General features: G+C 71.6%; 14 protein-coding genes. 6 read left to right on the top strand and 8 right to left on the bottom strand.

Going from position 1 to position 17,216, the window contains the following annotated elements:
* Positions 1–11 precede the first annotated feature (11 nt).
* The gene (locus tag ASG23_RS14180) at positions 12–476 is read left to right on the top strand and encodes an HAD hydrolase-like protein (RefSeq protein WP_056026009.1); all 465 of its coding nucleotides are present in this window, start codon (positions 12–14) and stop codon (positions 474–476) included.
* Here the strand turns inward: ASG23_RS14180 and ASG23_RS14175 are convergent.
* From ASG23_RS14175 to ASG23_RS14160, 4 genes are all read right to left on the bottom strand, one after another.
* Positions 473–1,621 (bottom strand): SGNH/GDSL hydrolase family protein, encoded by a 1,149-nt coding sequence (locus ASG23_RS14175; RefSeq protein WP_056026007.1) that lies wholly within the window; start codon positions 1,619–1,621, stop codon positions 473–475. The two genes, ASG23_RS14180 and ASG23_RS14175, sit on opposite strands and share 4 nt — an antisense overlap.
* Positions 1,621–3,639 (bottom strand): FAD-dependent oxidoreductase, encoded by a 2,019-nt coding sequence (locus ASG23_RS14170; RefSeq protein ID WP_056026005.1) that lies wholly within the window; start codon positions 3,637–3,639, stop codon positions 1,621–1,623. The genes ASG23_RS14175 and ASG23_RS14170 overlap by 1 nt, the downstream gene beginning before the upstream one ends.
* Positions 3,639–4,397, bottom strand: coding sequence for a 3-ketoacyl-ACP reductase (locus ASG23_RS14165; protein WP_056026003.1), 759 nt, complete (start codon positions 4,395–4,397; stop codon positions 3,639–3,641). The genes ASG23_RS14170 and ASG23_RS14165 overlap by 1 nt, the downstream gene beginning before the upstream one ends.
* Before the next feature lie 227 nt (positions 4,398–4,624).
* Entirely contained in the window at positions 4,625–5,071 is a 447-nt protein-coding gene (locus tag ASG23_RS14160; protein WP_056026001.1) for a nitroreductase/quinone reductase family protein, read from the bottom strand.
* Positions 5,072–5,363: 292 nt separating this feature from the next.
* Between ASG23_RS14160 and ASG23_RS14155 the strand changes: the two genes are divergently transcribed.
* Complete coding sequence (locus ASG23_RS14155; RefSeq protein ID WP_056025999.1) at positions 5,364–6,269, top strand: AEC family transporter; 906 nt, start codon at positions 5,364–5,366, stop codon at positions 6,267–6,269.
* Positions 6,270–6,421: 152 nt separating this feature from the next.
* Here the strand turns inward: ASG23_RS14155 and ASG23_RS14150 are convergent, their stop codons facing one another.
* The 4 genes from ASG23_RS14150 to ASG23_RS14135 all read right to left on the bottom strand — a co-directional run bounded on the left by ASG23_RS14150 (position 6,422) and on the right by ASG23_RS14135 (position 11,526).
* Positions 6,422–7,885 (bottom strand): rhamnulokinase, encoded by a 1,464-nt coding sequence (locus ASG23_RS14150; protein WP_056025997.1) that lies wholly within the window; start codon positions 7,883–7,885, stop codon positions 6,422–6,424.
* Positions 7,886–7,982: 97 nt separating this feature from the next.
* Complete coding sequence (locus tag ASG23_RS14145; RefSeq protein ID WP_442856818.1) at positions 7,983–10,013, bottom strand: bifunctional aldolase/short-chain dehydrogenase; 2,031 nt, start codon at positions 10,011–10,013, stop codon at positions 7,983–7,985.
* Positions 10,010–11,164 (bottom strand): L-rhamnose isomerase, encoded by a 1,155-nt coding sequence (rhaI, locus tag ASG23_RS14140; RefSeq protein WP_056025992.1) that lies wholly within the window; start codon positions 11,162–11,164, stop codon positions 10,010–10,012. The genes ASG23_RS14145 and rhaI overlap by 4 nt, the downstream gene beginning before the upstream one ends.
* On the bottom strand, positions 11,161–11,526 hold the full coding sequence (locus ASG23_RS14135; RefSeq protein WP_056025990.1) for an L-rhamnose mutarotase: 366 nt from the start codon (positions 11,524–11,526) through the stop codon (positions 11,161–11,163). The genes rhaI and ASG23_RS14135 overlap by 4 nt, the downstream gene beginning before the upstream one ends.
* A 258-nt stretch (positions 11,527–11,784) precedes the next feature.
* On the opposite strand from ASG23_RS14135, the gene ASG23_RS14130 reads away from it, so the two are divergent.
* The 4 genes from ASG23_RS14130 (at position 11,785) to ASG23_RS14115 (ending at position 17,197) form a co-directional block, all read left to right on the top strand.
* Complete coding sequence (locus ASG23_RS14130; protein WP_056025988.1) at positions 11,785–12,831, top strand: LacI family DNA-binding transcriptional regulator; 1,047 nt, start codon at positions 11,785–11,787, stop codon at positions 12,829–12,831.
* 186 nt (positions 12,832–13,017) lie between these two features.
* A complete protein-coding gene (locus ASG23_RS14125) occupies positions 13,018–14,133 on the top strand; it encodes a Gfo/Idh/MocA family protein (protein ID WP_082516189.1) in 1,116 nt (371 codons plus the stop codon).
* Between the two features lie 215 nt (positions 14,134–14,348).
* A complete protein-coding gene (locus ASG23_RS14120) occupies positions 14,349–15,203 on the top strand; it encodes a hypothetical protein (RefSeq protein WP_235521107.1) in 855 nt (284 codons plus the stop codon).
* Positions 15,203–17,197, top strand: coding sequence for a beta-galactosidase (locus tag ASG23_RS14115; RefSeq protein WP_056025983.1), 1,995 nt, complete (start codon positions 15,203–15,205; stop codon positions 17,195–17,197). Before ASG23_RS14120 ends, ASG23_RS14115 begins: the two co-directional genes overlap by 1 nt.
* Positions 17,198–17,216 lie beyond the last annotated feature (19 nt).

Below are 17,216 nucleotides of genomic sequence, written 5' to 3'. Positions count from 1 at the left end.
CGTCATCGGCTGTGCCCGCACCCGCCGAGACAGCCGTGCTCTTCGACGTCGACGGCACCCTCGTCGACGCGGTCGCCAACCAGCGGGGAATCTGGTCTACGTGGGCGGTCCGATTCGGACTGGACGGTGACGAGGCCTACTCCGTCGCGCTGCGGACGCGGCCCGTCGAGACGGCGGCCCACTTCCTCCCGCAGGCGGACCGGGCGGACGCGCTCGAATACTTCCAGCGCCTGGAGGACGACGACGTGCGCGAGGGGCAGTACGAGTCGTTCGCCGGCGTGGACCGGTTGCTGCACGCTCTGGAGCCCGGCCGGTGGGCGCTGGTGACGGCCAACCTCCGCCGACGTGTCGAGGGCCGCTTCCGCCGGCTGGACCTCCCGGTTCCGCTGGACCTGCCGGTTCCGCAGGTGATCGTGGACGCCGAGATTCCGGCGCTGTCGGATGCCGCGACCGACGTGCTTCGGTTCGTCGGCTAGACCGGATTCACCAGCCGCCGGACGACCGCGGCGAACCGCGTCCCGATCAGCCGGTGGGCATCCGCGTCCGGGTGCATCAGGTCGCGCATCGGCAGGTCGTCCGAGTCGGACCAGCCGTAGAGGGTCGTGCCGTCAACGTACGTCAGTGCGCTGTCCGCGCGAGCGTCGACGACCGCGCGCAGCACGGGGCGGATCTCGGTCAGGGTCAGCTTGCCGTCGGCGACCTCGGACGGGTGGCCGGTGGTGCGGAAGACCGTCGGGTCGGCCGGGTCGAGCGACGTCGGACCGGGGGTGGTCTCGACCAACGGGCAGAGGAGAGGCGAGACCAGGACCAGCGGTGTGGTCGGGTGACCGTCGCGGATCGTGTCGAGGAACCCGTGCACCGCGGGGGCGAAGGCGCGCAGGTGCAGCGCGTCGTGGTTCACCACGTTGATGCCCAGCTTGAGCGTGATCAGGTCGGCGGGCTGGTCGCGGATCGCCCGCGCGACGAACGGGTCGAGCACCGCGTTGCCGGAGAAGCCGAGGTTGACCAGGTCAAGGCCGGCGATCCGGGCTGCGACCACGGGCCACGCACCGAGCGCCGACGCGGCACCGGCGCCGTGGCTGATCGACGAGCCGTGGTGGACCCAGCGAGGGGCATCCACCGCGCCCGGTGCCGACACGGGCGCGTCGGTGGTCAGGGCGACGAGCCGCGTGGTCTCCCCCGGGGGAAGCCAGATCTCGACGTCGCGCTCGACGGTGCCGTCGCCACCGAGCGCGAGGTCCACGACGCCCGGTGGCCCCGGACGCTCGATGACCGTCCCGGCGATCGGGTCGAGCGCGATGACGCCGGCCTGCGACGCGATTCCCTCCGCCTGAGGGACGGAGACACCGTCGACGAGGACGTCGTACGGCTGGCCCGGACCGGGCGGCGCCGGGTCGACGGCGACGCGGTGCACCTGGACGTCGAGCCGCGCGGAGCGTGCGGCGGTCCGCAGCCGCAGCCGGACGCCGGAGGGCTGCGACTCGACCATGGCCATGAAGTCGTCGGGGAGCTGGGGTCGCACCCAGGCCGGCAGCCGGTGCGGCAGCACCCCGGAAGGAGTCTCCTCGAGCCACGCCGCCCCGCGGATCTCGACGCGGGGGTCCGGCAGGGCGATGCGCATCAGTGGATGTTCCCGTGCTCGCGGAACTCGCGCCAGACGTTCTCGAAAAAGTCGTCGTCCTCGGGGATCGGTCGGCGGGGACGCCAGCGGAACACCGGCTCGCCGGCGGGGTCGCCCTCCGCACGCGGGACCACGGGGACGAAGCCGTCGGCCGGGACCCACGACGTCTCCTGCACCTCGTCGTCCAGCGCGCCGCCGTCGAGCGTGAACGTGAAGACGTCGGGCAGCTCCGTGAGGCCGTGCGGGATGCTCCCGGACGGGTCGGTGTAGAGAACCGAGCCGCGCGAGCGACCGCCGTGCGCCACGTAGTCGGCCATCGCGGAGAGGTACACGTAGGCGCTGGTCAGGATGTCGCGGACCAGGAACGTCCGGTTGATGGAGCGGCGCGAGGAGGCGTCCGCCGAGACGGTCGCCTCGTAGGTCGACAGCCACTCGTGGACCTGGACCAGCGCCTCCTTGATCGACTCCGCGGAGCGCACCGGGCCGGCCTTGGCGCTCATGAGCACCTGCACCTCGCGCAGCAGGTCGCCCGTGTTGTCAGGGATCCCCGAGGCAGCGCGCTCCGACGCGGCAGCGACCAGAGCGGTCGCGGCGGCGAGCACCGGCGCCGCGGCCTCGTCGAACTCCCGCGGGGAAGCACCCCGCCGCGCCGCGATGAACTGCGCCGCCCGCGTGGCGCCCACCTGCCCGCTGTTCAGCGCCGCGCCCCCGGGCCGGTAGACCCCGTGCGCGCCGCCTGCCTCGCCGACCGGGAAGAAGCCCTCGATGTTCGACTGCCACCAGGCGTCGACCACGAGCCCGCCGTTGTTGTGCTGCGCGCACACGTCGACCTCGAGCATCGTCGTCTCGAGGTCCACGTACGGGTTCTTGCCCAGGTAGAACTGGTACGCGGGCTCGTTCATGCGCCGCAGCCGCTCGATGGGCGTGCCGAAGAGAACACCCGCGCGGTCGAGGTACTCGTAGGCCTCAGGGCTGAGCGCCGACGGGTCGAAGGACTCGTGCACGGGGTTGCGACGGAAGTCGAGGAACACCCGCCGACCGCGCAGGACGGTCTCGCGGTAGACCAGCAGGTCGATCAGCGACGAACCGTCGACGGCCTTCCGGATGTCGAACGGCCACTGGTAGCCCTTGAGGAACACCAGCGACATCAGCTGCCCGTAGTCGGGGATCGCCTCCGTCAGGAACTCGCGCTCGTCGCCACCGTCGGCATCCGTCGAGATGAAGGTGGGGATGACCTGCATGTACGTGCCCGAGACGTTCCAGCGCGGGTGCGTCGAGGCCAGCCCGAACTGCCACTCGGTGAGGTTCTTGCCGTGCACGCCCGCGCGGTACGCCGCCCCGGACGCACCCCACTGGCCGTTGGGGAAGACGCGCGTGGCGTACATCCCGGCGGGGCCGCCCGTCGCGTAGACGATGTTGGTGCACCGGAACAGCAGGAACGGGCTCTCGGCACCGTCGTGCGGCACGTCCGTCCGCAGCACCAGCAGCCCGGCGACCGCGCCCTCGTCGACGATCACGTCGACCACGCGGCACTCGTCGTAGATGCGGGTGCCGTTGCGGTGGACCTTCTTCTCCAGCTGCTCGACCATCGACCGGCTGGTGTACGGGCCGACGGACGTGGCGCGACGACGCGGGTCGTGGTCGGTCTTGTAGCCGATGAACTCGCCGTACCGGTTCTGCGGGAACGGCACGCCCAGGTCGCACAGGCGCAGGAAGCCGCGAGCGGAGAGGGCGGCCTCGGCGAGCGCGTTGTCGCCGTCCATCGCCCCGCCGGAGTACAGCGTCTCGGCCATCTCCCGCACGGAGTCGCCGTCGCCGCCCGAGAGCGTGAGCTTGTAGTACGTCTGCTTGTCGGAGCCGGCGTTGCGCGACGAGCCGGCGTTGACCTTGTCGGCGACCATGACGATGTCCGTCTGGCCCAGCTCCCACAGGCGGTCGGCCGCGCAGAAGCCGGCGGAGCCGGTTCCGACCACGACGGTGTTGACGGTGACGACGGGGACACCCTGCAGTGACGTCATCACAGCACCGGGATGTGCATGCCGCCGTCGACGTGGAACACCTCGCCGGTGGAGTACGGGGTCTGGCCGGACGCCAGGATCGACACCGCACCGGCGACGTCGGACGGACGACCCCAGCGGTTGATGGGTGCGAGGCCCTCGGCGATCAGGGCGTCGTACTTCTCGGTGACGCCCGCGGTCATGTCGGTGGCGATCACGCCGGGCCGCACCTCGTAGACGACGATCCCCTCGGGCGCCAAGCGCACCGCGAAGAGCTGGGTGGCCATGGCGACGCCCGCCTTGGAGATGCAGTAGTCGCCGCGGTTGGTGGAGACGGTGGTCGCGGAGATGCTCGACACGTTGATCACGGTGGCCCGGGGAAGGACGTCGGCGCCGAGCGCGATGACCCGGTTCGCGAACGTCTGCGTCAGGAAGTACGGGCCGCGCAGGTTGATGCCGAGCACCCGGTCGAAGCTCTCGGCGCCGGCCTCGAGGAGATCTGCCCGCACGCTGGGAGCGACCCCGGCGTTGTTCACCAGCAGGTCGAGGCGGCCCCACGCCTCGACCGCATCGTCGACGAACCGGGCGTGGTCCTCGAGGTCGGCCACCGAGCCGCGCACGTAGCGGACCCGGCCTGGTGCGTCCAGCGACTCCAGCAGCTCGGTCGGCTCCTCGCGGGTGGCGAGGATCGAGACTGCGAAGCCGTCGGCGAGCAGCCGCTGCGTGATTCCGAGGCCGATCCCCCGATTACCCCCGGTGACCAGTGCGACTGCCGGCATCGTTGCCCTACCTCCGTGTGCGGGACGCGCGTCTGACCTGCGCGTCGCACCCGATCGTGCCATGTCGACGAGGGTTGGGGCAAGCGCTTTCCGTTGCCATCGCCTCCCGGCCGACGACGACCGCGCCAGCGTGCGCCATGCTCGGTGCCGAGCGGATGGCTGCCGAGTCTCGGCTAGGACGGCGAAGGTTCGGCGCCATCTTGTGATTGGTGTCCTTCTGCGCTGAACTAACCGACCGGACTTCGGGTCTCGAGGAGTGTCAACCGGAGGATCTGGCGGTCTCCTAGCGCTCCCCGCAGCTCGTCGAGAGTCGGTGCTCGATCGACATTGAGCTGCAGGGCCAGTCTGTGTGCGCGCTTCAACCCCAGCTGGGCCAGGAGCGCGCTGAAGATCTGGGTCACTTCCAGGGGGTCGTCGACCAGGTCGCCGTTGGCGTGCCGCCGGCGTCCGTCGAGTGTCACGTCAAGATCGCCACCTCCAGCCAGGTTGCGCCGCCACTGACCTCCTGCCGAGGCGATCAGTTGGCCGTTGTGCTGGTACCGACCAACGGGGATGAGGTAGACGCGGCCGGACTTCCTGCCCGTGACGTGCAGGAGCATCAGGTTCCCGCTGAGGGCGCGGTGCAGACGTGACTGGAGGATGGCTCGGACAGCCGGGTTGATCACCTTGAGCACGCCCGCTGGAGGCGGCTTGTCCTCGACCGCAGGACGTGGCGAATGACTCACAACCTCGAGTCTCCTCCGCATCGGTTGTGGTGCACAGGGACGGCCACGAAGAGCATGGCCAGAGCTATGGATTCGCCATCTGATCGGTGTAGTTGTCGCGTGTTGGCACGACCGGAACGGGCGTTGCCGCCCGTCGACTGCGGACGTCCGCCTGCGGCCAGCGCATCACGGTCTCGACATCGCGCGCCGCTGAGCCTGCGAGGATCGGCTGCGTGATCCTGCGACGCCGACCGGCACCCTGATGGGCGCCGTCGTCACCGCGCTCGGCACCATGGGCGCCGTCGTCGCGCTCGGCTGGCTGCTGGCTCGCCAGCGGGTGCTGGGCGAGCGAGCCGCACCGGTGCTCGCTCGCGTCGTGTTCGCGGTGGCCACCCCGGCGCTGCTGCTCACCACGGTCGCGCACGCCGACCTGCACCTGCTGCTGTCCCGCCAGGCCGTGGTCACCTGGACCTCCACCGTGGCCGTCGCGGTCGTCGCGGTCCTCGTCCTCCGGTTCGTGCTGCGCCGGCAGGCCGCCGACGTCACCGTCGGCACGCTCGCGTCGTCGTACGTGAACGCCGGGAACATCGGCCTCCCGCTGGCCGTCTACCTGCTCGACGACCCGGTCGCGGTGGTGCCGACGCTGCTGTTCCAGCTCCTCGTCCTGGCACCGATAGCCTTCGCCGTGCTCGACAGAGGCTCCCGAGGCGGCTCCGTGCTGCGACGGACGCTCAGCAACCCGATCATCGTGGCGACACTCGTCGGCCTCCTGCTCGCGGCCATGCCCTGGTCGCTGCCCGAGGTCGTGTACGAGCCGTTCCGCCTGGTCGGCGCCGCGGCGGCACCGCTCGCGCTGCTCACGTTCGGCATGGCGCTGGCCGTCCCGCGCACGGTCGACTCCGCCGCTCCCCGAGCGGACCTGGCCCTCGCCGTCGGCCTGCGCGCGGTGCTGCACCCGCTGCTCGCGTGGGGGCTGGGCACCGCGCTGGTCCTGCCGCGGCACGCGCTGCTGGCGGTGGTCGCGATGGCGGCGCTGCCGACCGCCCAGAACGTGCTCGTCTACGCGATGCAGTACCGGCACGGCGAGGCGCTCGCGCGCGACGCGGGACTGGTCACCACGGTGCTGTGCGTCCCGGTGCTGCTCGTCGTCGCCGCGACGCTGGGCTGACGCAGGCCGACGACGGCACCAGGCCCCCGTCGAGGACGGGGACTTTGGTCTCTGGGTGCACCGCCGCGCCGGTTGGACGATGGCACGACCGGCGCGCGGACCCGTCCCGAGCGGCCCCGCGCGCCGGTCCACGGAAGTGGCGGTCATGTGGACTACGGACCTTCGACCCTGCGTTCGGCGGCGGCCCACTGCTGGTCGGTCGGCCCGCTGGTGGCGCCGGGCTCGTACCGTCGCAGGTCCAGCCCACGCGCCCCCGCGGCGCGCAGGTCCGCCAGCCCCCCGGACAGCACCCCGGCGGCCCGCGCCTGCACCAGGACGTTGCCCAGCGCGGCACCCTCGACCGGCCCCGCGACTGCCGGAAGCCCGGTCGCGTCCGCGGTGAGCTGGCACAGCAGCTCGTTGCGCACTCCCCCGCCGACCACGTGCACCACCGACACGTCGCGGTCCGCGAGCGTCGACGCCTGCCGGACCGCCCTGCGGTAGGCGAGAGCGAGCGAGTCGAGAATGCACCGGACGGTCTCGGCCTGCGACTGCGGCGGCGTCTGCCCGGTGCGGACGGCCTCGGCGGCGATGCGCGACGGCATGTCCCCGGGCGGCAGGAACGTGGGTCCGTCGATGTCGACCACCGTGGTCAGGGCGGGCACGCGCGCGGCGGCGGCCAGGAGGTCCGGCAGGTCGGCGGGCAGGCCGGCCTCGTTCCAGGTGCGGATCGACTCCTGGAGCACCCACAGGCCCATGACGTTGCGCAGGTAGCGGACCGTGCCGTCGACGCCGGCCTCGTTGGTGAAGTTCGCGGCGCGGCTGGCCTCGGTGAGCACCGGCCGGTCCAGCTCCAGGCCGACCAGCGACCACGTGCCGCAGGAGATGTAGGCGAAGTCGCTGCCCACGGCCGGGACCGCCACGACGGCCGACGCGGTGTCGTGCGAGCCAACCGTCCACACCGGCACCGCCCCGTGCAGGCCGACGTCCTCGCGCACGTGGCCGAGCAGGGCGCCGGCGTCGAGCAGCGGAGGCAGCAGCCTGATGTCGATGCCCAGCCGCTCCGCCAGGTCGCTCGCCCACGTGCGCGTGGTCGCGTCGAGCAGCCCGGTCGTGGACGCGTTGGTCACCTCCGCCACCCGGGCGCCCGTCAGCCAGTACCCCAGCAGGTCCGGGATCAGGAGCAGACCACGAGCCGCGGCCAGCGCCGCCGTGCCCTGCGCAGCCACCAGCTGGAACACGGTGTTGAACGGCTGCACCTGCAGACCCGAGCGGGCGTAGAGCTCGTCGGCGGGGACCGTCGCGAAGACCTTGTCCGGCACGCCGTGGGTCCGCGCGTCCCGGTAGTGGAACGGTGTACCGAGCAGCGCACCGTCCCCGTCGAGGAGGCCGTAGTCGACCGCCCACGAGTCGATGCCGACGCCGCTGAGCGTCCCGACCTCACGCGTCGCCGCGCGCAGCCCGTCGAGGATCCCCCGGTACAGCCCGATGACGTCCCAGTGCAGCGCACCGCCGACGCGCACCGGCCCGTTGGGGAACCGGTTGACCTCGTGCAGGGCCACCCGTCCGTCGTCGACGCTCCCGACGATGACCCGCCCGGAGGACGCCCCGAGGTCGACGGCGGCGAACGCGCTCATCGGTCGGCCGCGCCGGACGCGGCAGTCTGCGACGAGCGCGGCAATACGGACTGCCGCGCCCGTCGCGAGCTGCCGCTCTCGTGGTCGGACGGTCGGGTCATCGCAGGAAGGCCGCCGCGACGCCGGAGTCGACCGGGACGTGCAGGCCGGTGGTCTGCACCAGGTCCGGGCCGGTCAGGGCGAACACCGCTGCGGCGACGTGCTCGGGCAGGACCTCGCGCTTCAGCAGGGTGCGCTGGGCGTAGTAGGCACCGAGCTCTTCTTCGGGCACGCCGTAGGTGGCGGCGCGCTGGGCGCCCCAGCCGCCGGCGAAGATGCCCGAGCCGCGCACGACGCCGTCGGGGTTGACCCCGTTGACCCGGATGCCGTGCGCGCCGAGCTCGGCGGCGAGCAGGCGGACCTGGTGGGCCTGGTCGGCCTTGGTCGCCGAGTACGCGATGTTGTTCGGGCCGGCGAACAGGGAGTTCTTCGAGGCGATGTAGACGATGTCGCCGCCCATGTCCTGGGCGATCATCGCGCGGGCCGCCTCGCGGGCGACCAGGAACGACCCCCGGGCCATGACGTCGTGCTGCAGGTCCCAGTCCTTGGCGGTGGTGTCCAGCAGCGGCTTGGAGATGGACAGCCCGGCGTTGTTCACGACGAGGTCCACGCCCCCGAACGCCAGGGACGTCTCGGCGATCAGGCGGGCGATGTCCTCCTCGGACGTCACGTCCGCCTTGACCGCGATCGCCACGTCCGGCCCGCCCAGCGCGGCGGCCACCTCGGACGCGCCCTCGAGGTTGAGGTCCGCGACGACCACGCAGGCACCCTCGGCGGCGAGCCGCTCCGCGATCGCCCGCCCGATGCCCGACCCGGCCCCGGTGACCACGGCGACCCGGGTGGCCAGCGGCTTGGCCTTGGGCATCCGCTGCAGCTTGGCCTCTTCGAGGGCCCAGTACTCGATGCGGAACTTCTCGGCCTCGTCGATGGGCACATACGTGCTGATCGCCTCGGCGCCGCGCATCACGTTGATCGCGTTGACGTAGAACTCCCCGGCCACGCGAGCGGTCTGCTTGTCCTTGCCGAAGGAGAACATCCCCACGCCCGGGACCAGCACGATCGCCGGGTCCGCCCCGCGGATCGCCGGGCTGTCCGGGGTGGCGTTGCGGTCGTAGTAGCCCTGGTAGTCGGCCCGGTAGGTGGCGTGCAGCTCCTTGAGCCGCCCGACGACCTCCTCGATGGGCGCGTCCGAGGGCAGGTCAACCACGAGCGGCTTGACCTTGGTACGCAGGAAGTGGTCCGGGCACGACGTGCCGAGCTCGGCCAGGCGACCCAGCGCGGCGCGGGACACGAAGTCCAGCACGACCTCGGAGTCGGTGTAGTGACCGACCTGCGGCTTGTCCGTCGAGGCCAGCCCACGGATCACCGGCGCGAGCGCGGCCGCGCGGGCCCGCCGCTCGTCGTCGGGAAGCGGGGTCTGCACGACGTCCCCGAACGGGTGCGGGCCCTCGGCCAGCTTCTCCGCGATGAACGCCTCGGCGGTCCGCACGATCTCCAGCGAGCGCTCCTCGGCCTCGTCCGACGAGTCGCCCCACGCCGTGATGCCGTGCCCGCCCAGGATGCAGCCGATGGCCTGCGGGTTCTTCGCCTTGATCTCCGCGATGTCCAGCCCCAGCTGGAACCCCGGCCGACGCCAGGGCACCCACACGACCGAGTCGCCGAACACCTCCGCGGTCAGCGCCTCCCCGTCGGCCGCCGTCGCGAACGCGATGCCCGAGTCCGGGTGCAGGTGGTCCACGTGCAGCGCGTCGACCAGGGCGTGCATCGCCGTGTCGATCGACGGCGCCGCACCACCCTTGCCGTGCAGGCAGTAGTCGAACGCCGCCACCATCTCGTCCTCGCGGTCCACGCCCGGGTAGACGTCGACCAGCGCGCGCAGGCGGTCCAGCCGCAGCACCGCGAGGTTCTTCTCCGTCAGCGTGCCCAGGTCACCGCCCGAGCCCTTGACCCAGAGCAGCTCGACGTCCGAACCCGTGACCGGGTCCGTCGCCGTGCCCTTCGCGGACGTGTTCCCGCCCGCGTAGTTGGTGGTCCGCGGGTCTGCCCCGAGCCTGTTGGACCGTGCGACCAGCTCTTCTGCGACGCTCATGCTCCCCATCCCGCCTGGTTGCCGCCGATCCGCTCGGCGACGATCTTCTCTGCGTACCCCGACGCCTTGTAGGCGGCGATCGGGTCGGGGTCGAGCCCCTGCGACTCCCGCAGCTGCGCGAGCAGCGGCCGGACGTCCGTGTTGTAGGCGTCCATGACCAGGCCGTTGGCGCCGAGCACGTCGCCGGCCGTCTGCGCCTCCAGCAGCGCGTCGGCGTCGACCAGCAGCGCCTTCGCCGTGGCCTCCTGGACGTTCATCACCGAGCGGATCTGCCCGGGGATCTTCGGTTCGATGTTGTGGCACTGGTCCAGCATGAAGTTGACCCCGGACGTCGGCGCCAGGGCTCCGGACTGCACGATCTCGTGCATGATCCGGAACAGCTGGAACGGGTCGGCCGAGCCGACCATGAGGTCGTCGTCGGCGTAGAACCGGGAGTTGAAGTCGAACGCACCGAGGCGGCCGGCGCGCAGCAGCTGGGCGACGATGAACTCGATGTTGGTCCCGGGAGCGTGGTGCCCGGTGTCCAGCACGACGAACGCGCGGTCCCCGAGCGCGAGGCAGTGCAGCAGGGACGTGCCCCAGTCGGGGATGTCCATCGAGTAGAACGCCGGCTCGAAGAACTTGTACTCGAGGATCAGCCGGTGGTTCGGGTCGAGCGCCGCGTAGATCTCGGCGAGCGAGTCCGCAAGCCGGTCCTGTCGGGCGCGCAGCGAGTCCTGGCCGGGGTAGTTCAGGCCGTCCGGCAGCCACAGCTTGAGGTCCGTGGACCCGGTGGCGCGCATGACGTCGATGCACTGCAGGTGGTGCGCGACGGCCTTCGCCCGGACGGTCGCCGACGGGTGCGTCAGCGAGCCGAGCATGTAGTCGTCGTCCTGGAACAGGTTCGAGTTGATCGCCCCGATGGACACGCCCTGCTCCTTGGCGTGGCGCGCGAGGTCGTCGTAGTCGTCGACCAGGTCCCACGGGATGTGCAGGCTGACCCGCGGCGCGACGCCCGTGTAGCGGTGCACCTGCGCGGCGTCGGCGATCTTCTCGTACGGGTCGCGCGGGACGCCCTGCTGGGCGAACACCTTGAACCGGGTGCCGGAGTTCCCGAACGCCCAAGAGGGCAGCTCGATCGTCTGCTGGGAGAGGGCATCGGTGATGGTCATGCTCGGAGCTCCTGGGGGTGGGTGGCGAGGCCGGCCGCACGCAGCTGGTCCTCCAGGTGGAACACCTCGTCGAGGACCTGGAAGCCCTCGTCCGGGTTGCCGTCGTCGACGAAGAACTCGCTCATCTCGGCCTGCCAGCGCGGGTTGACCGCGGTTCGGGTCATGGCCTCCTGGGCGGCGGCGTAGTCATCGGTCTCGAGGTAGCCGACGAGCAGGCCGTCACCGGACAGGAACAGCGAGTAGTCGCGCCAGCCGGTGTCACGAAGGGCCTCGAGCATCTCAGGCCACACGGCGGCGTGCCGGGACCGGTACTCGTCCAGCCGGTCGGGCCGGACGCGGGACACGAAGCACACGCGGGTCATGCGTCTACCCTTCACGATTCGACGTTGAAACGATTCACGCACTGTAAGTAAGCGTTTGCCGCGGTGTCAAGAGTAGGCCGGGGACGGATCTCGAGGAGCGTCTCCTTGAACTCCATGAATCGATTCACTATCGTGCACCGTACGCGCCCGGTCCGAGCGCCACAAGAGTCATGGTGCAGCGAGGCACCCGCGGCGGCAGTGGCTGGGCAACTAGCATCGGGCGCACGCTTGCTGGTCCGACGGAGGGGACGACGGTCGATGTCGACGACGACACGGGGACGCGCGGACCGCCGACCCTCCATCACGGACGTCGCCAAGCGGGCCGGGGTGTCGGTCGGCACGGTCTCCAACGTCCTCAACCGCCCCGACCAGGTCAGCGACAGCACGCGCGACCGCGTGCTCGTAGCCATCGAGGAGCTCCAGTTCGTCCGCAACGCCTCCGCCCGGCAGCTGCGCGCGGGGACCATCCAGACGGTCGGCGCCATCGTGCTCGACATCGCCAACCCGTTCTTCACCGAGGTCGCCCGCGGCGTCGAGGACCGGCTGGCCGCCGACGAGTACACCCTCATGCTCAGCTCGTCCGACGAGGACCCCGAGCGCGAGGCGCGGTACCTGCGGCTCTTCGAGGAGCACGGCGTGCAGGGCGTCATGGTCACGCCGTCCGCCGGCTCGCTGGACAACCTCCTGGCGCTGCGGGACCGGGGCATCGACGTGGTCCTGCTGGACACCACGTCCCCGGTCGACGACATCTCCTCGGTCGCGGTCGACGACGTGCGCGGCGGCGCCCTGGCGATCGAGCACCTCGTCAGCCTCGGGCACACCCGCATCGCGTTCATCAACGGACCGCTCACCATCAAGCAGTGCATCGACCGCCGCGAGGGTGTGCTCGCCGCGCTGGCGGGCGCCGGCCTGGACCCCGCGGCGGCCCTCGTCGAGATCACTATCGGCTCGCTCAACGCCGAGGGCGGCGAGGACGGGATCAACCGGCTCCTCGAGGCCGACGGCGACCGGCCCACCGCGGTGTTCTGCGTCAACGACCTCACCGCGCTGGGCGCACTGCGCGCCCTGCGGGCCCACGGCGTCGCCATCCCCGACGAGATGGCGGTGGTCGGCTACGACGACGTCGTCTTCGCGTCGATGCTCACGGTGCCGCTGACCTCCGTGCGCCAACCGACGCACCAGCTGGGCTGGACCGCCGCAGACCTCCTCCTGCGCCAGCGCTCGGAGGGCGCGACGTTCCAGCACCAACGCATCCAGTTCCAGCCGGAGCTGGTGGTCCGAGGCTCGTCGGACCCGTCGGCGTGACCGGATCTCCGCCCGACGCGAGCGCGAGTTCGTGAGTTCCCGCCGAGATCGTGAGCTGCAACTGACGAGCTCGTCGGCAACTGACGATCTCGGCGATCTCGCGTGCAGTGGCCGCAGGTGGTGGACGGATCGGGTGGCAAGCGCTTACCGTGACGTTGGATCGATTCATGCAGCAAGGGAGCGGACGTGACAGAGCTGTCGCAGAGCACGCTGAGGGTTGCCCTCGTGGGGACCGGGGCCATCGCCCACGCCCACGCGCAGGTGCTCGGACTCGACCCGCTGGCGTCGGTCGTCGCGGTCGCGGACCCCAGCCCGGCTGTGCGGGACGCGTTCGCCGACCAGTACTCGGTGGCTGGGCGGTACGGCAGCCTCGACGAGCTGCTCGCCGCTGAGACTGTCGACGTCGTGCACCTCTGCACCCCGCCCGGCCTGCACCGGGACCAGGCGATCGCCGCCCTGCGCGGCGGCGCCCACGTGGTCTGCGAGAAGCCGCCGGTCCTGTCGCTGGCGGACCTGGACGCGGTCCTCGAGGTCGCGCACCAGGTCGGTCGCGAGTACGCGGTGGTGTTCCAGCAGCGCACCGGGACCGCCGTCGGTCACGTGCAGAAGCTGCTCGCCGACGGCACCCTCGGCCGTCCGCTCGTCGGCGTCTGCCACACGCTCTGGTACCGCAAGCAGGAGGACTACTACGCCGTGCCGTGGCGCGGGAAGTGGACGACGGAGGGCGGCGGGCCCCTGCTCGGGCTCGGCATCCACCAGCTCGACCTGCTCGCGTTCCTGCTCGGCGAGTGGGCCGAGGTCGATGCCCGCGCGTTCCGCCTGGACCGCGACCTGGAGACCGAGGACACGTCGACGGCGGTGGTCCGGTTCGCCAACGACGCGATCGTGTCGGTGCTGACCACGGCCCTGTCGCCGCGCCAGGTCAGCTACGTCCGGGTGGACACCACGCTCGGCACGGTCGAGGTCGAGCACCTCTACGGTCACGACGCCCGCTCGTGGCGGCTCACGCCGGCGCCGTCGCGGACCGGCGGAGAACCGGACGCTGCGCCGGCGGCGTGGACGCTGCCGGAGGACGACGAGCCCTCCGGTCACACGCCTCTGCTCCGCGCGGTCTACGAGTCGTTCCGTTCCGGCAGCCCGCTGCCGCCCGTCGCGGCCGACCCCCACCGCTCCCTCGAGCTGGTCACCGCCATCTACGCGTCGGCGGCACGGGGCCGCCCGGTCACCAAGGCCGACCTGGCCCCGGGCAGCACCCTGCGCGACGGCTTCCTGCACGGCGTCGAGGACCTGCGCCCCGCATGACCATCACCCCCGCAACGTCCGAGCACGCGGCCGCCCGGACGACCAGCGCAGCGTCCGCAGATTCGAGCGTTCCAGCGACCGAATCCGCGGACGCAGGCACTCCATCGACCGCGACGTCCGCACGTTCGCGCCTCCCGGCGACCGGATCCGCGGACGTTCGGCGGGCGCCCGATCCCTTGTTCACCGATCCGCTCGGGGCGCCGACCGATCCCACGGTGATCGAGGGGACCGACGGGACCTGGTGGTTGTTCGCCACGCAGCGGCGGGTCGACGACGACAGGCCCGGGGTCGGCTGGGTGCACGGGACGGACATCGCGGTCGCGACGAGCGACGACGGCGGACTGACCTGGACGCACCGCGGCGTCGTCGACGGCCTGGATCCGCACGACGGCCGGAACACGCTCTGGGCACCGGAGGTCGTGTTCGCCGAGGGTCGGTTCCACATGTTCGTCACCTACATCGCTGGTGTCCCGGAGCAGTGGGCCGGTCACGAGCGCCACATCCTGCACCACGTGTCCGACGACCTGGCGCGGTGGGAGTACCGCGGGGTCGTGCCGCTGAGCTCGGACCACGTCATCGACGCGTGCGTCGCGCCCACCGAGGACGGCTACCGCATCTGGTTCAAGGACGAGGCCGCGGGCTCGACCACCTGGTGCGCCGACTCCGCCGACCTGGAGACATGGGGACCGTCGAGGCCGGTGATCGAGGGCCGCCCGCACGAAGGACCGAACGTGTTCACGCTCGGCGGGTGGCACTGGATGATCGTCGACGAGTGGCGCGGGCAGGCGGTGTACCGGTCGGACGACCTGTCGCACTGGACGGCGGACGGGCGCATCCTGGTGGAGCCGCGCGGCCACCACGCGGACGTCGTCGCCACCGACACGGAAGCCTGGATCTTCTACTTCACGCATGACGTCTCCCCGTTCGGCCCGACCGGGGGCGGCGAGAAGCGCGCGACCCGGCCTGCCGTGGTACGGGTGGCGACCGCACGTGTGGTCGACGGCCACCTGGTGTGCGACCCCGACGAACCTGTCGATCTTGATCTCCGACGAGCAACGAGGACCAGCTGATGACCCTGCCCACCACCGGTATCGCCTACGGCGGCGACTACAACCCCGAGCAGTGGCCGCTGGCCACCCGCATCGAGGACGTCGAGCTCATGCAGGAGGCCGGCGTCACGCTGGTCAGCGTCGGGATCTTCAGCTGGGCGCAGCTGGAGCCCCGCGAGGGCGAGTACGACTTCGGCTGGCTGGACGACATCCTCGACCGGCTGGSGGCCGCGGGCATCAAGGTCGCGCTCGCCACCGCGACCGCGAGCCCGCCGCCGTGGCTGACGCGCAAGCACCCCGAGTTCCTGCCCGTGCTGGCGGACGGCACGGTGCTGTACCCGGGCGGTCGGCAGGCGTACCGGGTGTCGTCGCGGGCGTACCGCGAGTACGTGCTGCGGATGACTCGCACGATGGCGGAGCGCTACAAGGGCCACCCGGCGCTGGCGATCTGGCACGTGGACAACGAGCTGGGCTGCCACGTCCCGCACGACTTCTCCGACGACGCCGCGGCCGCGTTCCGGCGCTGGCTCGAGGACCGCTACGGGACGGTCGTCGCCCTCAACGCAGCCTGGGGCACCGCGTTCTGGTCGCAGCGGTACGACGACTTCGCCGAGGTGCTGCCCCCGCGCAGCGCCCCGACGTACCCCAACCCGACGCAGCAGCTGGACTTCGCGCGGTTCTCCTCGGACGAGCTGCTCGTGCACTACCGCGCGATGCGCGACGTGCTGCGCGAGGTCACCCCGGACGTGCCCACGACCACCAACCTCATGCTCTCCACCGGCACGAAGTGGATGGACTACTTCTCCTGGGCCGACGACCTCGACGTCATCGCCAACGACCACTACACGCGTGCCCACGACCCGGAGGGGCACGTCGAGCTCGCGTTCAGCGCCGACCTCACGCGCGGGGTGGCCGGCGGTGACCCGTGGATGCTCATGGAGCACTCGACGAGCGCGGTGAACTGGCAGCCGCGCAACCGGACCAAGCGTCCGGGCGAGATGATCCGGCACTCGCTGGGGCACGTCGCCCGCGGCGCCGACGCGGTGATGTTCTTCCAGTGGCGCCAGTCCGCCGCGGGGGCGGAGAAGTTCCACTCGGGGATGCTCCCGCACGCGGGGACGGACACCGACGTGTGGCGGAACACGGTCCAGCTGGGCTCGTCGCTGAAGGCGCTGGCCGAGGTGGCCGGAAGCCGCGTCCGCGCGCGTGCCGCGATCGTCTTCGACTACCCGGCGTGGTGGGGAACCGAGCTGGACAGCCACCCGTCGGCCGCGGTCACCTACCCAGACCGTGTGCTCGCGCACTACCGCGCGCTGTGGCAGCGGAACGTCACGGTGGACATCGTGCGGCCGTCGGCGGACCTGTCGGGCTACTCGCTGGTCGTCGTGCCGGGGCTGTACCTGGTGACGGACGCCGACGCGTCGAACATCGCCCAGGCCGCCGAGCGTGGTGCGTCGGTGCTGGTCACGTACTTCTCCGGCATCGCCGACGAGGACGACCACATCCGACTCGGCGGCTACCCGGGCGCCTTCCGGGAGCTGCTGGGGGTGCGTACCGAAGAGTTCTGGGCGCTCCAGGACGGCGAGACGCTGACCCTCGACGACGGCACGCCCGCCGACGTCTGGTCGGAGCAGGCACACCTCGCGGCGGACACCTCGGCGGTCCGCAGGTTCGCCGACGGCGACCTGGCCGGCTGGCCGGCACTCACGCGGAGATCCGTCGGCGCCGGAGCCGCCTGGTACCTGGCGACGCGTCTCGACGCCGACGGGCTGCAGGGCGTGACGGACGCGCTGATCGCGGAGGCAGGTCTGGCGGCTGCGACAGGCGACCTCCCGCCCGGTGTCGAGGCCGTCCGCCGGGTCGCCGACGACGGTCGGTCCTGGCTGTTCCTGCTCAACCACACCGACGACCAGGTCAAGGTCCCGGCGTCGGGCCACGAGCTGATCCGCGACGAGGCCGCGCCTGGGACGGTCGTCGTCGCGGCGGGCGCGGTCGCCGTTATCCGCGAGGACTGATCCGTCAGGGGCGCCGGCC

The organism is Cellulomonas sp. Leaf395, assembly GCF_001424125.1.
Classification (GTDB): Bacteria; Actinomycetota; Actinomycetes; order Actinomycetales; family Cellulomonadaceae; genus Cellulomonas.
This window is presented reverse-complemented; position numbering and strand designations above follow the sequence as displayed.